The sequence below is a fragment of the Salinicola sp. genome (assembly GCF_982684285.1).
Map to the genome: position 1 here is coordinate 1 of NZ_CEXLVS010000082.1, position 15,951 is coordinate 15,951.

The 15,951-nt window shown below is 62.5% G+C and carries 21 protein-coding genes; 13 read left to right on the forward strand and 8 right to left on the reverse strand.

Translation table 11 applies throughout. From position 1 onward, the window contains the following. The first annotated feature begins 39 nt into the window (after nucleotides 1-39). Nucleotides 40-504: a LysR family transcriptional regulator gene (locus AC3AYF_RS09090; RefSeq protein ID WP_295038743.1), complete on the forward strand. Its 465-nt coding sequence runs from the start codon at nucleotides 40-42 to the stop codon at nucleotides 502-504. Beyond that, complete coding sequence (locus AC3AYF_RS09095) at nucleotides 501-932, forward strand: LysR substrate-binding domain-containing protein (RefSeq protein WP_295038742.1); 432 nt, start codon at nucleotides 501-503, stop codon at nucleotides 930-932. The genes AC3AYF_RS09090 and AC3AYF_RS09095 overlap by 4 nt, the downstream gene beginning before the upstream one ends. Nucleotides 933-947: 15 nt before the next feature. Here AC3AYF_RS09095 and AC3AYF_RS09100 read toward each other — a convergent pair whose 3' ends face one another. Both AC3AYF_RS09100 and AC3AYF_RS09105 read right to left on the reverse strand, forming a co-directional pair. Then, a complete protein-coding gene (locus AC3AYF_RS09100) occupies nucleotides 948-2,318 on the reverse strand; it encodes a sensor histidine kinase (protein WP_295038741.1) in 1,371 nt (456 codons plus the stop codon). Further along, a complete protein-coding gene (locus AC3AYF_RS09105) occupies nucleotides 2,315-3,022 on the reverse strand; it encodes a response regulator (protein WP_295038739.1) in 708 nt (235 codons plus the stop codon). Before AC3AYF_RS09105 ends, AC3AYF_RS09100 begins: the two co-directional genes overlap by 4 nt. A gap of 216 nt (nucleotides 3,023-3,238) precedes the next feature. Here AC3AYF_RS09105 and AC3AYF_RS09110 point away from each other — a divergent pair, with 216 nt between their 5' ends. From AC3AYF_RS09110 to AC3AYF_RS09130, 5 genes are all read left to right on the forward strand, one after another. Then, entirely contained in the window at nucleotides 3,239-4,021 is a 783-nt protein-coding gene (locus AC3AYF_RS09110) for a MipA/OmpV family protein (RefSeq protein WP_295038737.1), read from the forward strand. 193 nt (nucleotides 4,022-4,214) lie between these two features. Continuing rightward, on the forward strand, nucleotides 4,215-4,580 hold the full coding sequence (locus AC3AYF_RS09115) for a hypothetical protein (RefSeq protein WP_295038735.1): 366 nt from the start codon (nucleotides 4,215-4,217) through the stop codon (nucleotides 4,578-4,580). A gap of 156 nt (nucleotides 4,581-4,736) precedes the next feature. Further along, entirely contained in the window at nucleotides 4,737-5,474 is a 738-nt protein-coding gene (locus AC3AYF_RS09120; protein WP_295038734.1) for an SDR family oxidoreductase, read from the forward strand. Between the two features lie 41 nt (nucleotides 5,475-5,515). After that, nucleotides 5,516-5,998, forward strand: coding sequence for a carboxymuconolactone decarboxylase family protein (locus tag AC3AYF_RS09125; RefSeq protein ID WP_295038732.1), 483 nt, complete (start codon nucleotides 5,516-5,518; stop codon nucleotides 5,996-5,998). Nucleotides 5,999-6,114: 116 nt separating this feature from the next. After that, nucleotides 6,115-6,372 carry an Atu4866 domain-containing protein gene (locus tag AC3AYF_RS09130; RefSeq protein WP_149435436.1) on the forward strand — a complete coding sequence of 86 codons (258 nt, stop codon included), beginning with the start codon at nucleotides 6,115-6,117 and terminating at the stop codon, nucleotides 6,370-6,372. 85 nt (nucleotides 6,373-6,457) lie between these two features. On the opposite strand, the gene mqo is transcribed toward AC3AYF_RS09130, so the two are convergent. Continuing rightward, a complete protein-coding gene (gene mqo, locus AC3AYF_RS09135) occupies nucleotides 6,458-8,062 on the reverse strand; it encodes a malate dehydrogenase (quinone) (RefSeq protein ID WP_365677339.1) in 1,605 nt (534 codons plus the stop codon). A gap of 327 nt (nucleotides 8,063-8,389) precedes the next feature. Between mqo and AC3AYF_RS09140 the strand changes: the two genes are divergently transcribed. The 5 genes from AC3AYF_RS09140 to AC3AYF_RS09160 all read left to right on the forward strand — a co-directional run bounded on the left by AC3AYF_RS09140 (nucleotide 8,390) and on the right by AC3AYF_RS09160 (nucleotide 11,541). Then, nucleotides 8,390-8,899, forward strand: coding sequence for a DUF6438 domain-containing protein (locus AC3AYF_RS09140; protein ID WP_295038729.1), 510 nt, complete (start codon nucleotides 8,390-8,392; stop codon nucleotides 8,897-8,899). Between the two features lie 122 nt (nucleotides 8,900-9,021). Next, nucleotides 9,022-9,195, forward strand: coding sequence for a hypothetical protein (locus tag AC3AYF_RS09145; RefSeq protein ID WP_295038727.1), 174 nt, complete (start codon nucleotides 9,022-9,024; stop codon nucleotides 9,193-9,195). Nucleotides 9,196-9,496: 301 nt separating this feature from the next. After that, nucleotides 9,497-10,033, forward strand: a complete 537-nt coding sequence (locus AC3AYF_RS09150) for a gamma carbonic anhydrase family protein (protein ID WP_295038725.1) — start codon at nucleotides 9,497-9,499, stop codon at nucleotides 10,031-10,033. Between the two features lie 189 nt (nucleotides 10,034-10,222). After that, nucleotides 10,223-10,549 carry a thioredoxin family protein gene (locus tag AC3AYF_RS09155; RefSeq protein WP_295038722.1) on the forward strand — a complete coding sequence of 109 codons (327 nt, stop codon included), beginning with the start codon at nucleotides 10,223-10,225 and terminating at the stop codon, nucleotides 10,547-10,549. 59 nt (nucleotides 10,550-10,608) lie between these two features. Then, nucleotides 10,609-11,541 (forward strand): DUF808 domain-containing protein, encoded by a 933-nt coding sequence (locus tag AC3AYF_RS09160; RefSeq protein WP_487779647.1) that lies wholly within the window; start codon nucleotides 10,609-10,611, stop codon nucleotides 11,539-11,541. Between the two features lie 28 nt (nucleotides 11,542-11,569). Here AC3AYF_RS09160 and AC3AYF_RS09165 read toward each other — a convergent pair whose 3' ends face one another. Beyond that, a complete protein-coding gene (locus AC3AYF_RS09165) occupies nucleotides 11,570-12,145 on the reverse strand; it encodes a gamma-glutamylcyclotransferase (protein WP_487779648.1) in 576 nt (191 codons plus the stop codon). Between the two features lie 163 nt (nucleotides 12,146-12,308). Here AC3AYF_RS09165 and AC3AYF_RS09170 point away from each other — a divergent pair, with 163 nt between their 5' ends. After that, the gene (locus AC3AYF_RS09170) at nucleotides 12,309-12,959 is read left to right on the forward strand and encodes a hypothetical protein (protein WP_295038718.1); all 651 of its coding nucleotides are present in this window, start codon (nucleotides 12,309-12,311) and stop codon (nucleotides 12,957-12,959) included. Between the two features lie 4 nt (nucleotides 12,960-12,963). Here the strand turns inward: AC3AYF_RS09170 and AC3AYF_RS09175 are convergent, their stop codons facing one another. The 4 genes from AC3AYF_RS09175 to AC3AYF_RS09190 all read right to left on the reverse strand — a co-directional run bounded on the left by AC3AYF_RS09175 (nucleotide 12,964) and on the right by AC3AYF_RS09190 (nucleotide 15,828). Then, nucleotides 12,964-13,236, reverse strand: coding sequence for a hypothetical protein (locus AC3AYF_RS09175; protein ID WP_295038716.1), 273 nt, complete (start codon nucleotides 13,234-13,236; stop codon nucleotides 12,964-12,966). Between the two features lie 295 nt (nucleotides 13,237-13,531). Further along, nucleotides 13,532-14,917 carry a uracil-xanthine permease family protein gene (locus AC3AYF_RS09180; RefSeq protein ID WP_295038714.1) on the reverse strand — a complete coding sequence of 462 codons (1,386 nt, stop codon included), beginning with the start codon at nucleotides 14,915-14,917 and terminating at the stop codon, nucleotides 13,532-13,534. Between the two features lie 107 nt (nucleotides 14,918-15,024). After that, a complete protein-coding gene (locus AC3AYF_RS09185; RefSeq protein ID WP_295038712.1) occupies nucleotides 15,025-15,471 on the reverse strand; it encodes a YkvA family protein in 447 nt (148 codons plus the stop codon). An 81-nt stretch (nucleotides 15,472-15,552) separates the two neighbouring features. Next, a complete protein-coding gene (locus AC3AYF_RS09190; RefSeq protein WP_295038710.1) occupies nucleotides 15,553-15,828 on the reverse strand; it encodes a hypothetical protein in 276 nt (91 codons plus the stop codon). Nucleotides 15,829-15,951 lie beyond the last annotated feature (123 nt).

The following is a 15,951-nucleotide window of genomic DNA, read 5'->3' on the forward strand; positions in this document are numbered from 1 at the left end:
ACGAGATGCTGTCGAAGCTGGACGTGATCGACGGTGGCGATGCGCGGTAGTGAATTCGCCGAACTGCAGGCGTTTCTCGCCGTTGCCGAGCAGGGCAGTTTCGTTCGCGCGGCGGAGGCGCTGCAGGTCTCGCCATCGGCCCTGAGCCAGACCATCAAGGGGCTCGAGGCGAGGCTCGACGTCCGGCTGTTTCATCGCACCACCCGCCGGGTCGGGTTGAGCCAGGCGGGGGAAAGGCTGCTTGCCCGCCTGAAGCCGGCGGTCGAGGAGGTCGAAGCGGCCGTCGCGGATGCCGCCGAACTCGGTGAGCGACCCCAGGGCCGACTGCGCCTTCACGCCTTCCGGGTCGGTTACCAGCTCTACCTGTCACCTCTGCTGGCCCGCTTTGCCGAGGCGTATCCCGATATCGAACTGGATCTGACCCTGGACGATCAGCCGGTCGACATGATCGAAGCCGGCTTCGACGGGCGATCCGGCTCGGCGAACTGCTCGAGCAGGACATGATCGCGATGCCGCTGGGCGCGACCCTGCGCCACTGCGTGGTCGCTTCACCGGCGTACGTGAAGCGCCACGGCAAACCCAGGACGCCCTCCGACCTGCATCGGCATCGCTGCATCAATTGGCGCTGGCCTGGGCAGATGCATCCGTATCAATGGGAGTTTCATCGCCACGGCGGCTGGTTTCGGGTCGCCGTCCATGGCCCGCTGATCGTCAACGATCTGAGAGCCATGCTCGAGGCTGCGATCAACGGCGTCGGCATCGCCTTCACCGTCGATGCCTGGGCTGCCCCGTTGATCCGCGAGGGGCGTCTGGTGACCATGCTCGACGAGTGGTGCGCGCCGTTCGATGGGTTCTACTTCTGTTACCCGCGTCAGCGTCACCACCTGGCTGCGATGCGGACCTTCATCGACTTCCTCAAGCGGAACGCCTGAGCCGCGACGCCCTGGTCAGGCCTTCGCACGGGACGCCCTGTGCAAGGGCAGACGAAGCGTGGCGATCAGACCCTGGGGCTGGCGGTTGGCGAGGGTCAACTCGCCGCCGTGGAAATGCACGATGGAACGGCTGGCAGCCAACCCCAGGCCGTATCCGCCGGTGTGGGGATTGCGTGACGGCTCCACCCGGTAGAAAGGGTCGAACAGCCTTGGCAGGCTCTCTGGCGGCACGCCGGGCCCCTGGTCCTGAACGGTAATGACGACATCGCGAGGGGACACCTTCAGATTGACCTCGGCATGGCCGCCGTACTTGACGGCATTGTCGATCAGGTTGGTCAGGGCTCGCGTCAAGGCCAGAGGCTGACCGTCGTAGACGACGCGATGTCCCGGCCGGAAGCGAACCTCCTTGCCGGTGTCCCGGAAGTTGTCGATGACCGTGTGGAGCAGTTCACCAAGCTCGAAGCGGGTCATTTCTTCGGGTTGGGACTCCAGTTGAAAATACGACAGGCAGGATTGGACCATGGATTGCAGTTCATCGATGTCGGCCATGATCTTGTCGCGTTGCCGTTCGTCGTCGACAAGCTCGCTGCGCAGCTTGAGTCGTGTCAGAGGCGCCCTGAGGTCATGGGATATCGCCGAGAACATCTCGATACGGCCGTCCAGCAACCGCTGGATCTGGACCTGCATGGCGTTGAATGCGGATAGGGTCTCTCGGATTTCGATGGGTCCACGGACCGCCAGTGGCTGGGTTCGAGCGCCGACGCCGAAACGTTCGACGGCATTCGCGAACGAGCGTAGCGGCCTGGCCACTCTCAGGCCAAAAAACCAGGAAATGACGACGGTAGAGACAAGTATGAAAAATCCGGTGACCAGCGCCCGTGATGTCGAGCTAAGCCCCCAGAGTTTCGAGGGAGTATCGAACATCACCCAGGAGTGATCCTCGAGCCGAATCGCGATCGCATAGAACCGTTTCTCGGGTGGGGGTGACGAGATTTCCCACCCTTCGTCTTTGGGGTCTACGGTCAGGATTTCACTACCGGGATAACCCAGTATTCTTCTGATGTCAGGCCATGAATCGGTGTCGTCGTTCTTTTCCATCCTGGGTATGGGAAGAGCGTTGCGGTCGGAAAACCAGCTGACGTTTATTCCATTACCCGACACCTTGTCTTCGATGGACTTTCGTTGAGAGGGCGATAAATGGTTGAACGTCTTGGCAATGCTGGCTGCCACCACGAGCTGGTCGATGTCCTGGATCGGCGGGTTGGCCCAGGTGCCGGAGAACCTGAGGAAGGTAAGGTTCATGATCAGGGCGATCAGTATGGCAACGATGACGTTGAGGATAAACCAGCCATTGAGACTGCCGATGAAACGATGTCTCGTGGTCATGACTTGTGGACCGCTGGCGAGAACAGATAGCCCATGCTGCGCACCGTCTTGATGATCTCGGGCCGTCGGGGATCGGCCTCGATCTTGCGGCGCAGCCGACTGACAAGAACATCGATGCTTCGGTCGAACACCTCATGAGCCGAGCCCTTGGTGTAATCCAGGAGCTGATCGCGCGATAGCAGTTGGCCCGGATGACTGAGAAAGGTCATCAGCAGCGCGAATTCTCCACCGGATAGTGGAATCAAGGTGTGATCTGGGCGGCGTAACTCCCGGCGTGCGACATCGAGCCTCCAGTGTCTGCACTGCAGCGAGGCAGGCGATGATTTGTGGCTGTCATACCGTTCCGATACCCGTCGGAGAACCGCGCGAACTCTCGCCAGAAGTTCTCGTGGTTCGAAGGGTTTGGTAACGTAATCATCGGCTCCCAGTTCCAGTCCGATGACCCGCTCCGTCGTTTCCGATACCGCCGTCAACATGATGACGGGTATCGAGGACTTTTCCCTCATTCTGCGACAAATGCTGATGCCGTCTTCGCCAGGAAGCATGATGTCGAGAATGATGATATCGAACGCGGATTCTGCCAGTTTCCGATCCAGTTCCTGACCGGATGAAGCGGTTTCTATCTCGATATCGTAGCGACCGAAGAAGGTCATCATGAGTTCGAGAAGGTCGATGTCGTCATCGACGACCAGGATCCTCGTCATCGCCTATGCCTCTGGGTTCTTTTTCCTGCCCATCGCCGGGCCAGCGTCAAATGTATCGCTTCGTGACCAACATGTCTGCTCGGAAACACTCCAGAGATAACCCGGAAAGATCGTCGTGCCACTATTCATTCCAACACGATTTTACGGCTTCGTGTCCAGTCATCTTTGTGGTGGAGCAGAACAATGTACGATCGATCCAGCTCGGGGTTTTCCTATTTGTCATTGTCTGCGATGGGCGCTTTCGCGGTACTGTGGGCGCCTGGCATCGCGGCGCAGGACGAACCGGTCGGCGATGACGGTGCCCGCCAATGGCGCCTAGGGGTGATGGGATCGATTTCCGATGATGCCTATGCGGGCGCCGATGAGAGCACCAGCGTTCTACCGCTGATCTATTTCGATGGCCGGCGGCTGTTCTTTCATGCAACGGAAGGTGGTGTCCACCTTTACCGTAGCAAGGCCTTCACGCTGGATGCCTTGCTGTCGCTGGGCGGACAGGAGATGGACCCGGACGATCTCGGACGACGGGAGCTGGCGGCAGCCGGTGTCGATCGAGATCGGCTGGATGACCGCGACCGCAGCTATTACGCCGGCCTGGCTGCTGCCTGGCGTGGGCAATTCGGTGTGCTGGGCGCCCAGGCGCAGACGGACATTTCGGGCAACGCTGAGGGTGAGCGCTACCGTGGCTACTACGCCTATCCTTGGCAGACAGGGAGCGTGCTAATCACCCCCAGCCTGGGGGTGACCTATCTCTCCGGAAAGGTCACCGATTACTATTTCGGGGTCGATACCGATGAGAGCCTGAATGGCAGTTACGCCTATTATCCCGATGCCGCGCTCGTTCCTGGTGTCGGCATCGATCTTGCCTACTCGCTGAATCGCGACTGGGCCGTCTACGCAGGCGTGGACTACCAACACTATCCCGACGACATCGCCGACAGCCCACTGATCGAGGACGACCATGCCGTTTCCTTCAAGAGCGGAATCAGCTACTCGTTTTGAGGGGGAAGGGCGGTATCTGCTGTCGATGGCGCCCTCGGAGGCCCTCGATCTTCCCGTCGAGGTCATGCCGGGTAACCGCTTGTTGGCCCTGCGGTGTCCCGATCCGGCGCATAGCCCCCGGCTCTGCTTCGCCCATGTGGAGCTGGGCGACCGGCGGCCGGGTTCAGGAGCAGGCGACGAATGTATCGTCAGCATGGATCTGCATCGCGCCTGCCTGGCCCCGTCGCTTGGCATCTCCCTGGCCTTGAGGCGGTGTGCCTTTCCCGTCGACGATGCCGGCGACTTCAGTTTCGGCCCCAGGGGCGGGATGGGGAGGAGACCGGCTTCGGTATGTCCTTCGCCCTGCTGGGTCGGCGGCTTCTGGCGCCAAGGTCCTCATCGGCCGGTCGCCACCATCCTGCGGGAAACCGCCGATGCCGATGCCGATACCGGGTTCGGGACGAGCTCCGTGCCGTTGATGCTGGGGAACGATGATCTGGCCTGGTGGCTCGATCCGCACCTCGTCGACCGCACGCAGCTTCTTCGGCGGTTGTCGAGACGGCGAGGCCCCGAGGGGTGATCGATTCCCGGGCTCGTCGTCGCTTTTGTCCAATTATGTCTGTCCAGCTTCATAACTCATGAATATATTCTCCGATTATCGTTTTACCCTCACTCAATAGACTGCTCCTCGTCGGTCGTGCCGTTGCACGACCCTTCACGATACGAGGTAGTCACCATGACGGATCTTGAAAACAAGATCATTCTGATCACCGGCGCGAGTAGCGGCATCGGCGAAGCCACCGCCCGTTATCTGGGGGCACGGGGGGCTCGACTGATGCTGGGGGCGCGTCGCGTCGACCGGCTCGAACGTCTGGCCGACGAGATACGAGAGGGGGGTGGCGAGGCCAGCTGGCGCCAGCTCGATGTCACGTCCATCGATTCCATGCGGGGTTTCGTCACCGCAGCACAGGAAACCTATGGCCGCGTCGATGTCATCATCAACAATGCCGGCGTCATGCCGCTCTCCAAACTCGAAGTGCTCAAGCTGGACGAGTGGAACCGGATGATCGACGTCAACATTCGTGGTGTCCTTCACGGTATCGCGGCTGTGCTACCGGTCATGCAGGACCAGAAGGCGGGGCAGATCATCAATCTCTCCTCCATTGGTGGACATGCGGTCTCGCCCACCGCGGCCGTCTACTGCGCGACCAAGTTCGCCGTGGAGGCGATCTCCGAAGGGCTGCGTCAGGAGGTGGGGGGCGACATCCGCGTGACCGTGATCAGTCCCGGTGTCACCGAGTCCGATCTTGCCGATTCGATCACCGATCCGACCGCCCAGGAGACGATGCGAACCTTCCGCCAAGACGCCATACCGGCCGAGGCCATTGCCCGATCGATCGCCTTCGCCATCGAACAGCCGGCCACCGTCGATGTCAGCGAAATCATCGTGCGCCCCACCGCCAGTCCCTACTGACCGTGGCCGCTGGATCGGACACCTGAAATGGAGGATGCGAGATGACGTTGACGACACTGGGTTCATCATGTTGCTACGGGGCACTATGGCTCTCGGCGGCGCTGTTCGCTCTCGAACCGGTGCATGCCGCGAGCGAGCGGGAACGCCTGGAGGCGGGAAGGGAAGTGATCGAGCGCCTCAACCAGGGGCAGCCCCAGCCCGCGCTGGAGGCCATGCGCGAGGAGTTTCCCTTTCTCGCCGATGCCACCCAGGGCTATGCGCTGGGTGAGGTGTGGGGCCGCGAGATACTGGATGATCGCACTCGTCAGCTGATCACTGTCGGTGTCTTCGCCGCTCTCGGCCAGCCTGACTACATGAAGATTCACGCCGGTTACGCCCTGAATGCCGGTGTCAGCGAGGAGGAGTTGAAGGAGGTCATCTACCTGACGACCGTGCATGCCGGGTTTCCGCCGGCGATCGCAGCATCCACCGCTCTGGCCGAGCTGTTCCAGGAGCGGCGCCAGCGTGCCGAGGACGGTTCATGACCGGCCGCGTCCGCTGTTTCCGTGGCTACCGGAAAACGTGCATCGGCATCTTCGCTGCCGTGCTCGGCTTCTTGGTGGCCCAGGCATCCGCAGAGAATCACGGGGGAGTCACCGACATGACAGATCGATCCTACGTTGGCTTATGGGCGACGGCAGACGGCCACGTCCGCCACGAACTGCTACCGAATGGCCGTTACGACGAGGCCAGGGGGACGCGGGAGAGTGCCTACCAGGGCCGCTACGAAATCACCGGGGACCACATCGAGTACTGGGACGACACGGGCTTTACCGCCGATGGCGATTTCATCGATGGTGTTCTGCATCACGGTGGGATGGTGCTGTATCGGCAGGAGGCACCGCCAGGAGCGAGATAGAGCGGCGCAAAACGAGGCGTGAACCTATCGCCCGCCCAGGTTCAGCCAGGGCGGGCGATGTTCTTGCCGAGAACGGCGAGCGCGGTCAGCTATCGCTGATTTCCGGCTCCGACTTCGGTACGGGTGTCGTGGTCAGGTCCGGCTCGCTCAGCTCCAGCAGCTCGCGTGACATGGCGCGAACGTCGTAGAGCAGTTGCGGGTTGTCGGTCAGTGCCTTGCCATAGGAGGGAATCATCGACTTCAGCTTGGCCTGCCACGCTTCGCTGGCCACCTGATCGGGGAAGACCCTCTCGAGCAGGGTGAGCATGATCGACGGTGCGGTGGATGCGCCCGGCGAGGCGCCCAGCAGCGCGGCGATGGAGCCTTCCGCACCGGTCACCAGCTCGGTGCCGAACTGCAGGGTGCCGCCCTTGCCCTCGATATCCTTGATCGTCTGCACCCGCTGGCCGGCGGTCCACAGCTTCCAGTCGTCGCGGTTGGCCTCGGGATAGTAGTTCTGGAGCTCCTTGAACTGGCCGCTTTCCGACATGCGAAGCTGGCTGATCAGATATCGCACCAGATCCAGGTTGTTGATGCCGACCTTGGTCATCGGCCACAGGTTATTGGGCGTGATCGAGCGCACCAGGTCGGTCCAGGAGCCGTTCTTGAGGAACTTGCTCGAGAACGTCGCGAACGGGCCGAACATGATCGCCGGGATGCCGTCGAGGATGCGCTTGTCGATGTGCGGTACCGACATCGGCGGCGAGCCGGCGGGCGCCAGCCCGTAGACCTTGGCGTCGTGCTTGGCGACCACTTCCGGATTGGTGGTGTAGAGGAACTGGCCGCCGACCGGGAATCCCCCGTACATCCGGGCTTCGGGAATGCCGGATTTCTGCAGCAGCGGCAGCGCCGCGCCCCCGGCACCGATGAACACGAAACGTGCATTGACGCTGCGCTCGTTCTCGCCATCGCTGGTGTTGGCCACGGTGACTTTCCAGCTGCCGTCCGCGTTGCGCTTGAGGTCGCGCACCTGAGTATTGACGGAGAGGTGGAAGTTATCGCGGCGGGCCAGCGAGTTCATCATCTGGCGGGTGATCTCGCCGAAGTTGACCTCGGTGCCGATGGGCATGCGGGTCGCGGCCACGGGTTCGTCGGTATCGCGCCCCGTCATGACCAGCGGGATCCATTCCGAGATCTTCTGCGGATCCTCGGAGTACTCCATGCCGGCGTAGAGCGGGCTTTCCCGCATCGCCTCGAAGCGCGTCTTCAGGAATGACACGCGCTCGCCGCTCCAGACGAAGCTCAGGTGCGGCACGGTGTTGATGAAGGAGCGCGGGTTGGCCAGCACGCCTTCTCGCACCTGGCTGGCCCAGAACTGGCGTGACACCTCGAACTGCTCGGTAATGCCGATGGCGCGCTTGATGTCGACGCTGCCGTCGGGCTGCGGCGAGGTGTAGTTCATCTCGGCAAAGGCCGAGTGGCCGGTGCCGGCATTGTTCCAGACGTTGGAGCTCTCTTCGGCAGCCTTGTCCAGGCGCTCGTAGAGGTGGATGGTCCAGTCGGGTTGTAGTGACTGGAGCAGGGTTCCCAGGGTGGCGCTCATTGTGCCGCCGCCGATGAGAACGACGTCGACGTTTTGGGTCTCGCCGGATTCGGCGCCAGTCTGGGTCTGCAGGCTGGAGACGAATGTCATGCCGTGACGCAATTTCATGAAGGTTCTCTGTCTGATGGATACGGACAGGCGCGAACGCGACTAGGACGACAGTTTAATGAGGTCGCGGCGTTAGTGCCATGATTATGACAGAGGCAGCGCGAGGGCACTGGCCACATTTACCTCTATTTATCGTTCAAAAACGGGTAGTTGTCCTGCATTGGCGGATTTTTACAACATTGAAAGGAATCGGCGACGCCAGCCCTCGGGAGAGGGTAGGATATCGCCGGCCCGCGCACTGCTTGCGGCATCGGTTTCGAAGCGTCGACATACCGGGTCACCGCGCCCGGATGAACGGCCCGAATCCCTCACACGTCGAGGACTCTCATGAGGCGTCAGTCGGTAAGTTTTCTCACGCTCGCGTTGGCGGCTTCGCTGACCGCTGGCTGCGCCCAGCAGAGCGCACGTCCCACCTCGGAGCCAACGGCTTCCGGCTCGCGCGTGACCGAGATCCGTTACCGGGTCGGGCCCTGCCACGGCACTTGCCCGGTCTATCAGGTCGAGCTCGACGACGCGGGTACGACGCGATTCGTCGGTGAGCAGTTCACCGCCATCGAGGGCGAACGGGTTCGCGCCAATGATCCCGAACGTTTCACCCGGGTCCTGGATCGGCTCGCCGCTTGGCAACCGGCCATGGGGATGACGGTGGAAACTCCCACCTGCGGCCCGCGGGCGACGGATATGTCCCACTACATCGTGACCTGGACGAACGGCGATGGCGAAGTGGCGGTGCTGAAGCACGACAGTGGCTGTCGCTCGGCAGATGCCCGCCTGTTGACGGAACGCCTCCGTTCCCTTCCCCAGGCGTTGGGTATCGAGGCGTGGGTGGGGCGTTGACCGGCAGACGGCGATGCGAGCGGTTCGACCATTTTGTGCTTGACTGACGACTATTCGTTTAGCATGCTAATAAGGCGTCGCGACAAAACGTCGCAGGACGCTCTATTGCCGAAGGAGTGGTTATGAAAGCGTTCAACAAGCTGTTTTCGATGTTGGCCGCTATCGTCGTCTCCGCCGTACTGCCGTTTTCCATGGCAGCGGAGAGCGAAGCTAGCCAGCACCAGAATTCCTATAGCGGTAGCAATGTCACCACCTCCGTTACCAGCGAGAGCAAGCAGGACGACGAGTCCGCCTGAAGATGACGGGCAGGCGTCCGTAGTGAGGTAATGAAGCGGTGAAGTCGTGAAGCGGTGAAGTCGTGAAGCGGTGAAGTCGTGAAGCGGTGAAGTAAAAAGCCACGAGCGAGCATCACGCGTGACCAGGAGGCCCCGGCGTCGATACGACGCCGGGGCCTCTTCGTATCGGGACCGGCTCGCCGTGACGTGCAGAACCCTCGTCATCTGCACAACGGAGGCGGGCTCTTGGGGCTAAAGTCGGCTGGCAGAGGATACCTCTGCGGGCGAGGATGAAGCTCACTTTCCGACCGGAGCCGAGTCCATGCCTGTCTACGCCTATTTCGATGCGGTGCCGAATCTGCCGGACCGGAATCGTTACTGGGTCGCGCCCAGTGCTCACGTCATCGGTCAGGTCGAGCTCGAAGAGGATGTGGGGATCTGGTTCAACGTGGTGATCCGCGGCGATAACGAGCAGATAGTGATCGGTGCAGGCAGCAATATCCAGGAAGGCTGCATGCTGCATACCGATCCCGGTTTCGTGCTGCGCGTCGGCCGTGGCTGTACCGTCGGTCATCACGCGATCCTGCACGGCTGCACCCTGGGCGACAACACCTTGGTCGGCATGGGGGCCACCGTGCTCAATGGCGCCCAGATCGGCAACAACTGTCTGATCGGCGCCAATGCGTTGGTGACCGAGGGCAAATCCTTTCCCGACAACTCGCTGATCGTGGGCGCACCGGCGAAAGCCGTGCGTACGCTGGATGATAAGGCGGTCGAGGGGCTGAAAGCGTCGGCAGCGCACTATGTCGAGCGCTGGCAGGCGTTTTCCCGCGGACTGAAACGTCTCGACGTCGATTGAGACGCCGCCAGACGAGACGCCACTGAGATCCTTCTGAATACCGATATCGCCGGTTGGTGCCATCTTCCGGTCGACGCTTCGGAACTGTCCCGACCCCCGCTATCGACGAGGGTTTTGTGTTTTACCGCTACGTCGTGATTTACCGCTACATTGTCGAAAGGACGAGACAATCACGTTCAAGGAGCGAGCATGACGAGCGACTACACGACCGATGAGCCCAGCCGCAGTTCGCTTTACGACATTCGCGGCCCGGCAGTCGTCGAATTCGGCGCCCCTTGGTGCCCTTGGTGTCAGGCCGCCCAGCCGCTGATCGCGAAGGCGCTCGAAGGGCTCGATGACCTGCCGCACTTCAAGATCGAGGATGGCAAGGGGCGACCGCTGGGCCGCGCCTTTCGGGTCAAGCTGTGGCCGACGCTGATCTTTCTGCGTGATGGCGAAGAGGTCGCTCGCTGCGTCAGGCCGGAGTCTGCCGAGCCCTTGCAGCGGGCGTTGGCGGAAATCGCCGCGTCATCGTGAGAATTTCCACTACGCTTGGCGTTTTCCAGCCGTTTTGATGGATCGAGAGGGGAAGACACTTGGCCGCAGGCAGCTTACTGACATTACTCGACGATATCGCCACGTTGCTCGACGACGTTTCTCTCATGACCAAGGTCGCCGCCAAGAAAACGGCGGGGGTACTGGGTGACGATCTGGCGCTCAACGCCCAGCAGGTCACCGGCGTTCGTGCCAACCGCGAGCTGCCGGTCGTATGGGCGGTGGCAAAAGGGTCGCTGCGCAACAAGCTGATCCTGGTGCCGGCGGCGCTGCTGATCAGCGTGATAGCGCCTTGGTTGATCACGCCGCTACTGATGGTGGGCGGTACGTTTCTCTGTTACGAAGGGGCGGAAAAGCTGGCCCACGAGTTCCTGCACGGTGGGGCAGAGGCGAGCAAGCAAGACGTTCGAGCTGCCGCGCAGTTGAAGTCGAAAGAGGAGCGCCTGGCGTTTGAGAAGGACAAGATCAAGGGCGCGGTCCGTTCCGACTTCATCCTCTCGGCGGAAATTATCGCCATCACGCTCGGCTCGGTGGCCAGCGCCAGCTTCATGCAGCAGGTCGCGGTACTGGCGGTCATCGCCGTTGCCATTACCGCGGCGGTCTATGGCCTGGTGGCGGGCATCGTCAAGCTCGACGATCTTGGGGTCTATCTCACCGAGCGTGCGACCCAGTTCGCCCAATCGACCGGCCGCGCCATCCTGTGGGCGGCGCCCTATCTGATGAAGCTGCTGTCGATCGTCGGCACCATCGCGATGTTCCTCGTCGGCGGCGGTATCCTGACCCACGGCATACCCTTCATTCACCACGGTATCGAGGATATCGCCGAAGTCCCCGGCGACATTCCCGGCGTCGGGGCGATCGTTCAGCCGCTGACACCGATGCTGTTGAATTTCGGTTTCGGTCTCCTGGTCGGCGCGCTCGTGCTCGGGGTGGTCCTGCTGATCAAGAAGCTCCGATCCGGTGGCGGCCATTGACCCGGGCGGTAGACGGCTCGCGCCAGGATCAGTCGGCCAGCAGCGCGCGCTCCAGGGCGAACACATGGGCGTCCTCGAACCCCAGCTCGCGCAACGCGGCGGCCAGATTGAGCAGGTAGTCGCGATTGGGACCGCTGGGACCGTGGGATTCGGCGATCTGGCGCGCGATGGCCGCTTCATCGGCGGGACCGAGATAGGCCGCGTTATCCTCCCCCGCCAGATAGACGACGCCCTCGACCCGTTCGCTGCCGGCCGAGGGCGTGTCCTCGAAGGTCATCTCGGTTACCACGCGCAGGTAGCCGTTCTTCTCGCGAACATCCAGCGGCTCGAACACCCGGGGCGGGATGCGGTAGGCCATGCCGTGGCAGACGGCGTCGTCGTCCGGTACCAGGGTTACCACTCTTCCCGGCGCTTCCGGCGTGCCGCGGTGGTCGTGGGAGCCCTGCCAGAAACGACGCGTCCAGCCGCGAATCGATGCCGGCCGGCGCTCCAGATAGTCGAAATCCGCCTTCCAGATCAGCGAGCCGTAGCCAAACAGCCATACCGATTCGTGATTGTCGAAATAGTTCATCCGGCGGTTGTGGGCGGTGGTGTCGAAAGACATGGGACTCCATTGCAGAACGCTGGCGAATGGGCAATATGCGGTGGCAGGGGAGACATCTCAAGGCCGCCTCTCGCGCCAGGCGCGATCGAATGCGTCACCTGACGATTTGACAGCGGGCCCGGTGCTGCCATGTTGAGAGCTGGTACTGCTTCGAGGAGCCATCATGGCCAGTCAGAAACGGATCATCGAGGCGCTGATGCAGCGTCACGGCCGAACCTTTGCCAGCGAACTCGGTGTCGACCTGCGCAAGAACACGCCGTCGCCGCTGTTCCGCCTGCTCTGCTACTCGCTGCTGACCAGCGCGCCGATCAGCGCCGATCTGGCGATGCGGGGCGCCAGGGCGATGGCCGCCGCTGGCTGGACGACGCCGCGGAAGCTGCAGGCGAGCGACTGGGCAAGCCGGGCGCGAGTGCTCAACGAAGCCGGCTACGCTCGCGTCGACGAGAAGACGGCCACGCAACTGGCCGACATGAACGCCGAACTGCTGGACACCTACGCAGGTGACCTGCGCAAGCTGCGAGAGGCGGCGGCGGGCAGCCCGAAAGCCCTGCGCAAGCGGCTCAAGGCGTTCAAGGGAATCGGCGGCACCGGTGCCGATATCTTCCTGCGCGAGATACAGACGGCATGGGATGAATGCTATCCCTACGCCGACAAGGCAGCGCTCTCCGCCGCCGACAAGCTGGGGCTCAAGGCCGATGCGGCGAAGCTCGCCGACAAGGTGTCGCACGAGGATTACCCCAAGCTGATGGCCGCGCTGGTTCGCTGCAAGCTGGCCAAGGATACCCAGGGCGTACTGGAAGCGGCCAAAGCCTGATCGCCTACCACTGGCGCTTGGGGTCGCTCAGCCATTTGCCCACGGGCCCGATGCCGTCGGTGCACCAGGGCTCGCTCAACCGGGTGATGAAGAAGCGGGTCTGCTTGCCGAATGCCCGACTCAACCGGGAGCGCAGAAACTCTACCGGATCGGTCGATTCGATCAGCCACGTCGTGCGAAACAGCGCGATGGATTCGAATCTCCGGAGCATCGACTCCAGGCGATGACGATCCATCCTCCCCAGCGGCCTGTCGAAGGTCAGGCAGTAGATACCCATGGCGTGCTCCTTGCTGCCGAATTACGCTTTGTCTGAAAATGCCTGCGCTCAACCATACGGCGTTAAAAATCGGCTGGTGCGCCAGCCCGGGGTCAAAATGCTCATTTACCCCGCGTAAACTGGAGCGCCAGCCCGGTCCTTTTTTCGCCGATTTTTGCCTTGTCTGGCTATCGCTCGTCGACTTTTCAGACAGAGCTTAGCCAGATCCAGTTCAGGGTAGCCCGTCCTGGGAGCGATTGTCCTTATCGCGGATGAAATCGCCAACTCCCCGCTGAAGCCCGCAGGGCGATGCGGCTCAGGTCCCGGGAGAATCCGCCGCTGCGGCCTCGTCGTCCGCCCTGGGCAGAATCAGATTGAGAATGATCGAAGCCAGTGCGCCGGGGATCAGGCCCGACTCCAGCAGCACGCCGATCTGTTGCGGCGCGCCCTGGTAGAGTCCGCTCTGGGCCGGCAGGCCGATCGCCAGTGCCAGGGAGATGCCGACGATCAGCATGTTGCGCTTGTTGAAGGCGGCATGGGAGAGCATCTTGACGCCGGCGCTGGCGATCATCCCGAACATGATGATCACCGCCCCGCCCAACGCAGCCGCCGGGATCGCCGATACCAGCGCTCCCAGCTTGGGCACCAGCCCCGCCAGGACGAGAAACCCGCCGCCGATGGCGACGACGAAGCGACTGGCGACGCCGGTGAGAGCCACCAGGCCGACGTTCTGGCTGAAACTGATCTGCGGGAAGGCGCCGAACAGGGCGGCAAAGCTGCTCGAGAGACCGTCGGCCATGACCCCGCCGGACAGCTCCCTCGCGGTCGGCTCGCGCTCGGCGCCGCCGATCGCCGTTCCCGAGATGTCGCCGATCGATTCGGCGCAGGTGACCACGGCCATCAGCGTGATGGCCAGGATCGCCGCCGGATCGAAGGCAAGGCCGATCTCGAACGGTATCGGAAGCTGGAACCAGCCGGCCTCGGCGACGGGGGAGAAGTCGAGCAGCCCCATCGGGGCCGCCGCCACGCAGCCGACCAGGATGCCGATCAGCACGGCCGCCTCGGAGAGGAAGCCGCGGCAGAACTGGTGAAACGCGACGGTAACGGCGAACACCAGCGCCGCCAGCAACAGATGATGTGGTGCTCCGAAGTCCTCGGCGCCGACGCCGCCGCCGACGTAGGCGAACCCCACCGGCAGCAGCAGGATACCGATCAGCAGGACGAAGGTGCCGGAGACCACCGGCGGGAAGAAGACGCTCAGGCGTTTGTAGCAGAGCCCTACCACGGCCATGGCCAGGCCGCCGACCAGTGCGCCGCCGAAGACCGCCGGCAGGCCCTGGGCGGTGGCGATCGGAATCATCACCGGAACGAATCCGAAACTGGTGCCCATGACGATCGGCAGGCGCGCGCCCAGCGGCCCGATGCCCAGCGTCTGGACCAGCGTGGCGATCCCCGCCACGAACATCGCCATCTGTACCAGAAACACCGTATCCGCGCCGGAAAGGCCCGCCGCACCGGCAATGATCAGCGGCACCGCGGCATTGCTGACGAACATCGCCAGCACGTGTTGTATACCCAGGGGAATGGCCTTTCGCAGCGGCGGGAGATAGTCGACGTCGCGTAGGCGATCACTGCCGGTACCGGCGTGACGACGGCTCTCTTTCCCCAACCGGCGAGGCGCCGAGGTGCTGTCCTGACTCATCGAATACTCCGCGGTCTATTGTTGTTGTCTCTCCTTGGAGAACGACTCTAGAGCTTTTTTGTGTACAAAAAAACCGCTGCCCCCTCGATTCGGCGACAGCAACGGTTTCAGGAGGCCTGGTCGTCCGGCCACCAGCGTGCCAGGGCGGACTCCGCCTGACGCTTGACCTCCTCGTCGATGTAGATCCACACCGCTGCCAGGGCGGCGGCCAGTACGCTGGCATCGTCGGTGTAGCCGACCCCGGCGATGAAGTCGGGAATCGCATCCAGTGGCGAGATGAAATAGCCGAGCGCCCCGATGACCGTCGACTTGGCCCAGAGCGGCACGTCGGGACGCTTGAGCACGAAATAGAGCTGCAGCGCCTTGAGTGCGACCTCGCGTCCGGCGCGCTTGCCGAAGCGGGCCAGCTTGCGCCAGAAGCGCTCGTCGCTGTAAGAGGTCTGATGGGCCTCGGCCTGTCGTGAGGCATGGACATCGTTCGCGGGCAACCCTTCGGGCAGCGCGATGGTGTCGTCGTGCTCGAGGGGAGAAGGGGATCTGGGAAAACGTGGCATGGTTCGGCTCCGACTTGGCGGGCAGTCGTATCAGTCTATCCAAGAGCGACTGCCCGCGCATCGCGATGCCGGAAATCGGCGTCAGTCCTTGATGCCACCGTCGAAATCGATCTCGAGGGTGATCGCACTGTTCAACGGCAGGTTGATCACGTTGAGCGCATGTTCAGTCATCTTGCGGATCAGCGCCTCGTACTCGTCTCCCCCCTTGCGCTTGATCTCCTTCACCTGATTTTCGGACAGGTTCTCCCGCCCCAGGTAATCCTTGGCCGTCTTGCGCAACGTCGTTCCGGTCTCGCCGCCGGCGAGCTGATGAAACTCGTCGGCATCCATGCCGTCGTTGTGAATCAGGATTTCCATATCGTTGACTCCTTGTGGGTGAAACCATCGCTGTCGATCACATCGCATGCGTCGCCCCCCAAAACTAGTTGTCACAGCGAGTTGGCACAAACTCGGCGTTTCAGCTCGGATTCGGTGGAGGGC

What these genes read in the sequence shown, in the direction of transcription:
- AC3AYF_RS09190 (WP_295038710.1), bottom strand. Translation starts at nt 15,828, where the DNA reads ATGGAAATCCTGATTCACAACGACGGCATGGATGCCGACGAGTTTCAT.
- AC3AYF_RS09125 (WP_295038732.1), top strand. Translation starts at nt 5,516, where the DNA reads ATGACGTTGACGACACTGGGTTCATCATGTTGCTACGGGGCACTATGG.
- AC3AYF_RS09165 (WP_487779648.1), bottom strand. Translation starts at nt 12,145, where the DNA reads ATGTCTTTCGACACCACCGCCCACAACCGCCGGATGAACTATTTCGAC.
- AC3AYF_RS09155 (WP_295038722.1), top strand. Translation starts at nt 10,223, where the DNA reads ATGACGAGCGACTACACGACCGATGAGCCCAGCCGCAGTTCGCTTTAC.
- AC3AYF_RS09170 (WP_295038718.1), top strand. Translation starts at nt 12,309, where the DNA reads ATGGCCAGTCAGAAACGGATCATCGAGGCGCTGATGCAGCGTCACGGC.
- AC3AYF_RS09175 (WP_295038716.1), bottom strand. Translation starts at nt 13,236, where the DNA reads ATGGGTATCTACTGCCTGACCTTCGACAGGCCGCTGGGGAGGATGGAT.
- AC3AYF_RS09095 (WP_295038742.1), top strand. Translation starts at nt 501, where the DNA reads ATGATCGCGATGCCGCTGGGCGCGACCCTGCGCCACTGCGTGGTCGCT.
- AC3AYF_RS09090 (WP_295038743.1), top strand. Translation starts at nt 40, where the DNA reads ATGCGCGGTAGTGAATTCGCCGAACTGCAGGCGTTTCTCGCCGTTGCC.
- AC3AYF_RS09150 (WP_295038725.1), top strand. Translation starts at nt 9,497, where the DNA reads ATGCCTGTCTACGCCTATTTCGATGCGGTGCCGAATCTGCCGGACCGG.
- AC3AYF_RS09130 (WP_149435436.1), top strand. Translation starts at nt 6,115, where the DNA reads ATGACAGATCGATCCTACGTTGGCTTATGGGCGACGGCAGACGGCCAC.
- AC3AYF_RS09140 (WP_295038729.1), top strand. Translation starts at nt 8,390, where the DNA reads ATGAGGCGTCAGTCGGTAAGTTTTCTCACGCTCGCGTTGGCGGCTTCG.
- AC3AYF_RS09145 (WP_295038727.1), top strand. Translation starts at nt 9,022, where the DNA reads ATGAAAGCGTTCAACAAGCTGTTTTCGATGTTGGCCGCTATCGTCGTC.
- AC3AYF_RS09115 (WP_295038735.1), top strand. Translation starts at nt 4,215, where the DNA reads ATGGATCTGCATCGCGCCTGCCTGGCCCCGTCGCTTGGCATCTCCCTG.
- AC3AYF_RS09120 (WP_295038734.1), top strand. Translation starts at nt 4,737, where the DNA reads ATGACGGATCTTGAAAACAAGATCATTCTGATCACCGGCGCGAGTAGC.
- mqo (WP_365677339.1), bottom strand. Translation starts at nt 8,062, where the DNA reads ATGAAATTGCGTCACGGCATGACATTCGTCTCCAGCCTGCAGACCCAG.
- AC3AYF_RS09100 (WP_295038741.1), bottom strand. Translation starts at nt 2,318, where the DNA reads ATGACCACGAGACATCGTTTCATCGGCAGTCTCAATGGCTGGTTTATC.
- AC3AYF_RS09105 (WP_295038739.1), bottom strand. Translation starts at nt 3,022, where the DNA reads ATGACGAGGATCCTGGTCGTCGATGACGACATCGACCTTCTCGAACTC.
- AC3AYF_RS09185 (WP_295038712.1), bottom strand. Translation starts at nt 15,471, where the DNA reads ATGCCACGTTTTCCCAGATCCCCTTCTCCCCTCGAGCACGACGACACC.
- AC3AYF_RS09180 (WP_295038714.1), bottom strand. Translation starts at nt 14,917, where the DNA reads ATGAGTCAGGACAGCACCTCGGCGCCTCGCCGGTTGGGGAAAGAGAGC.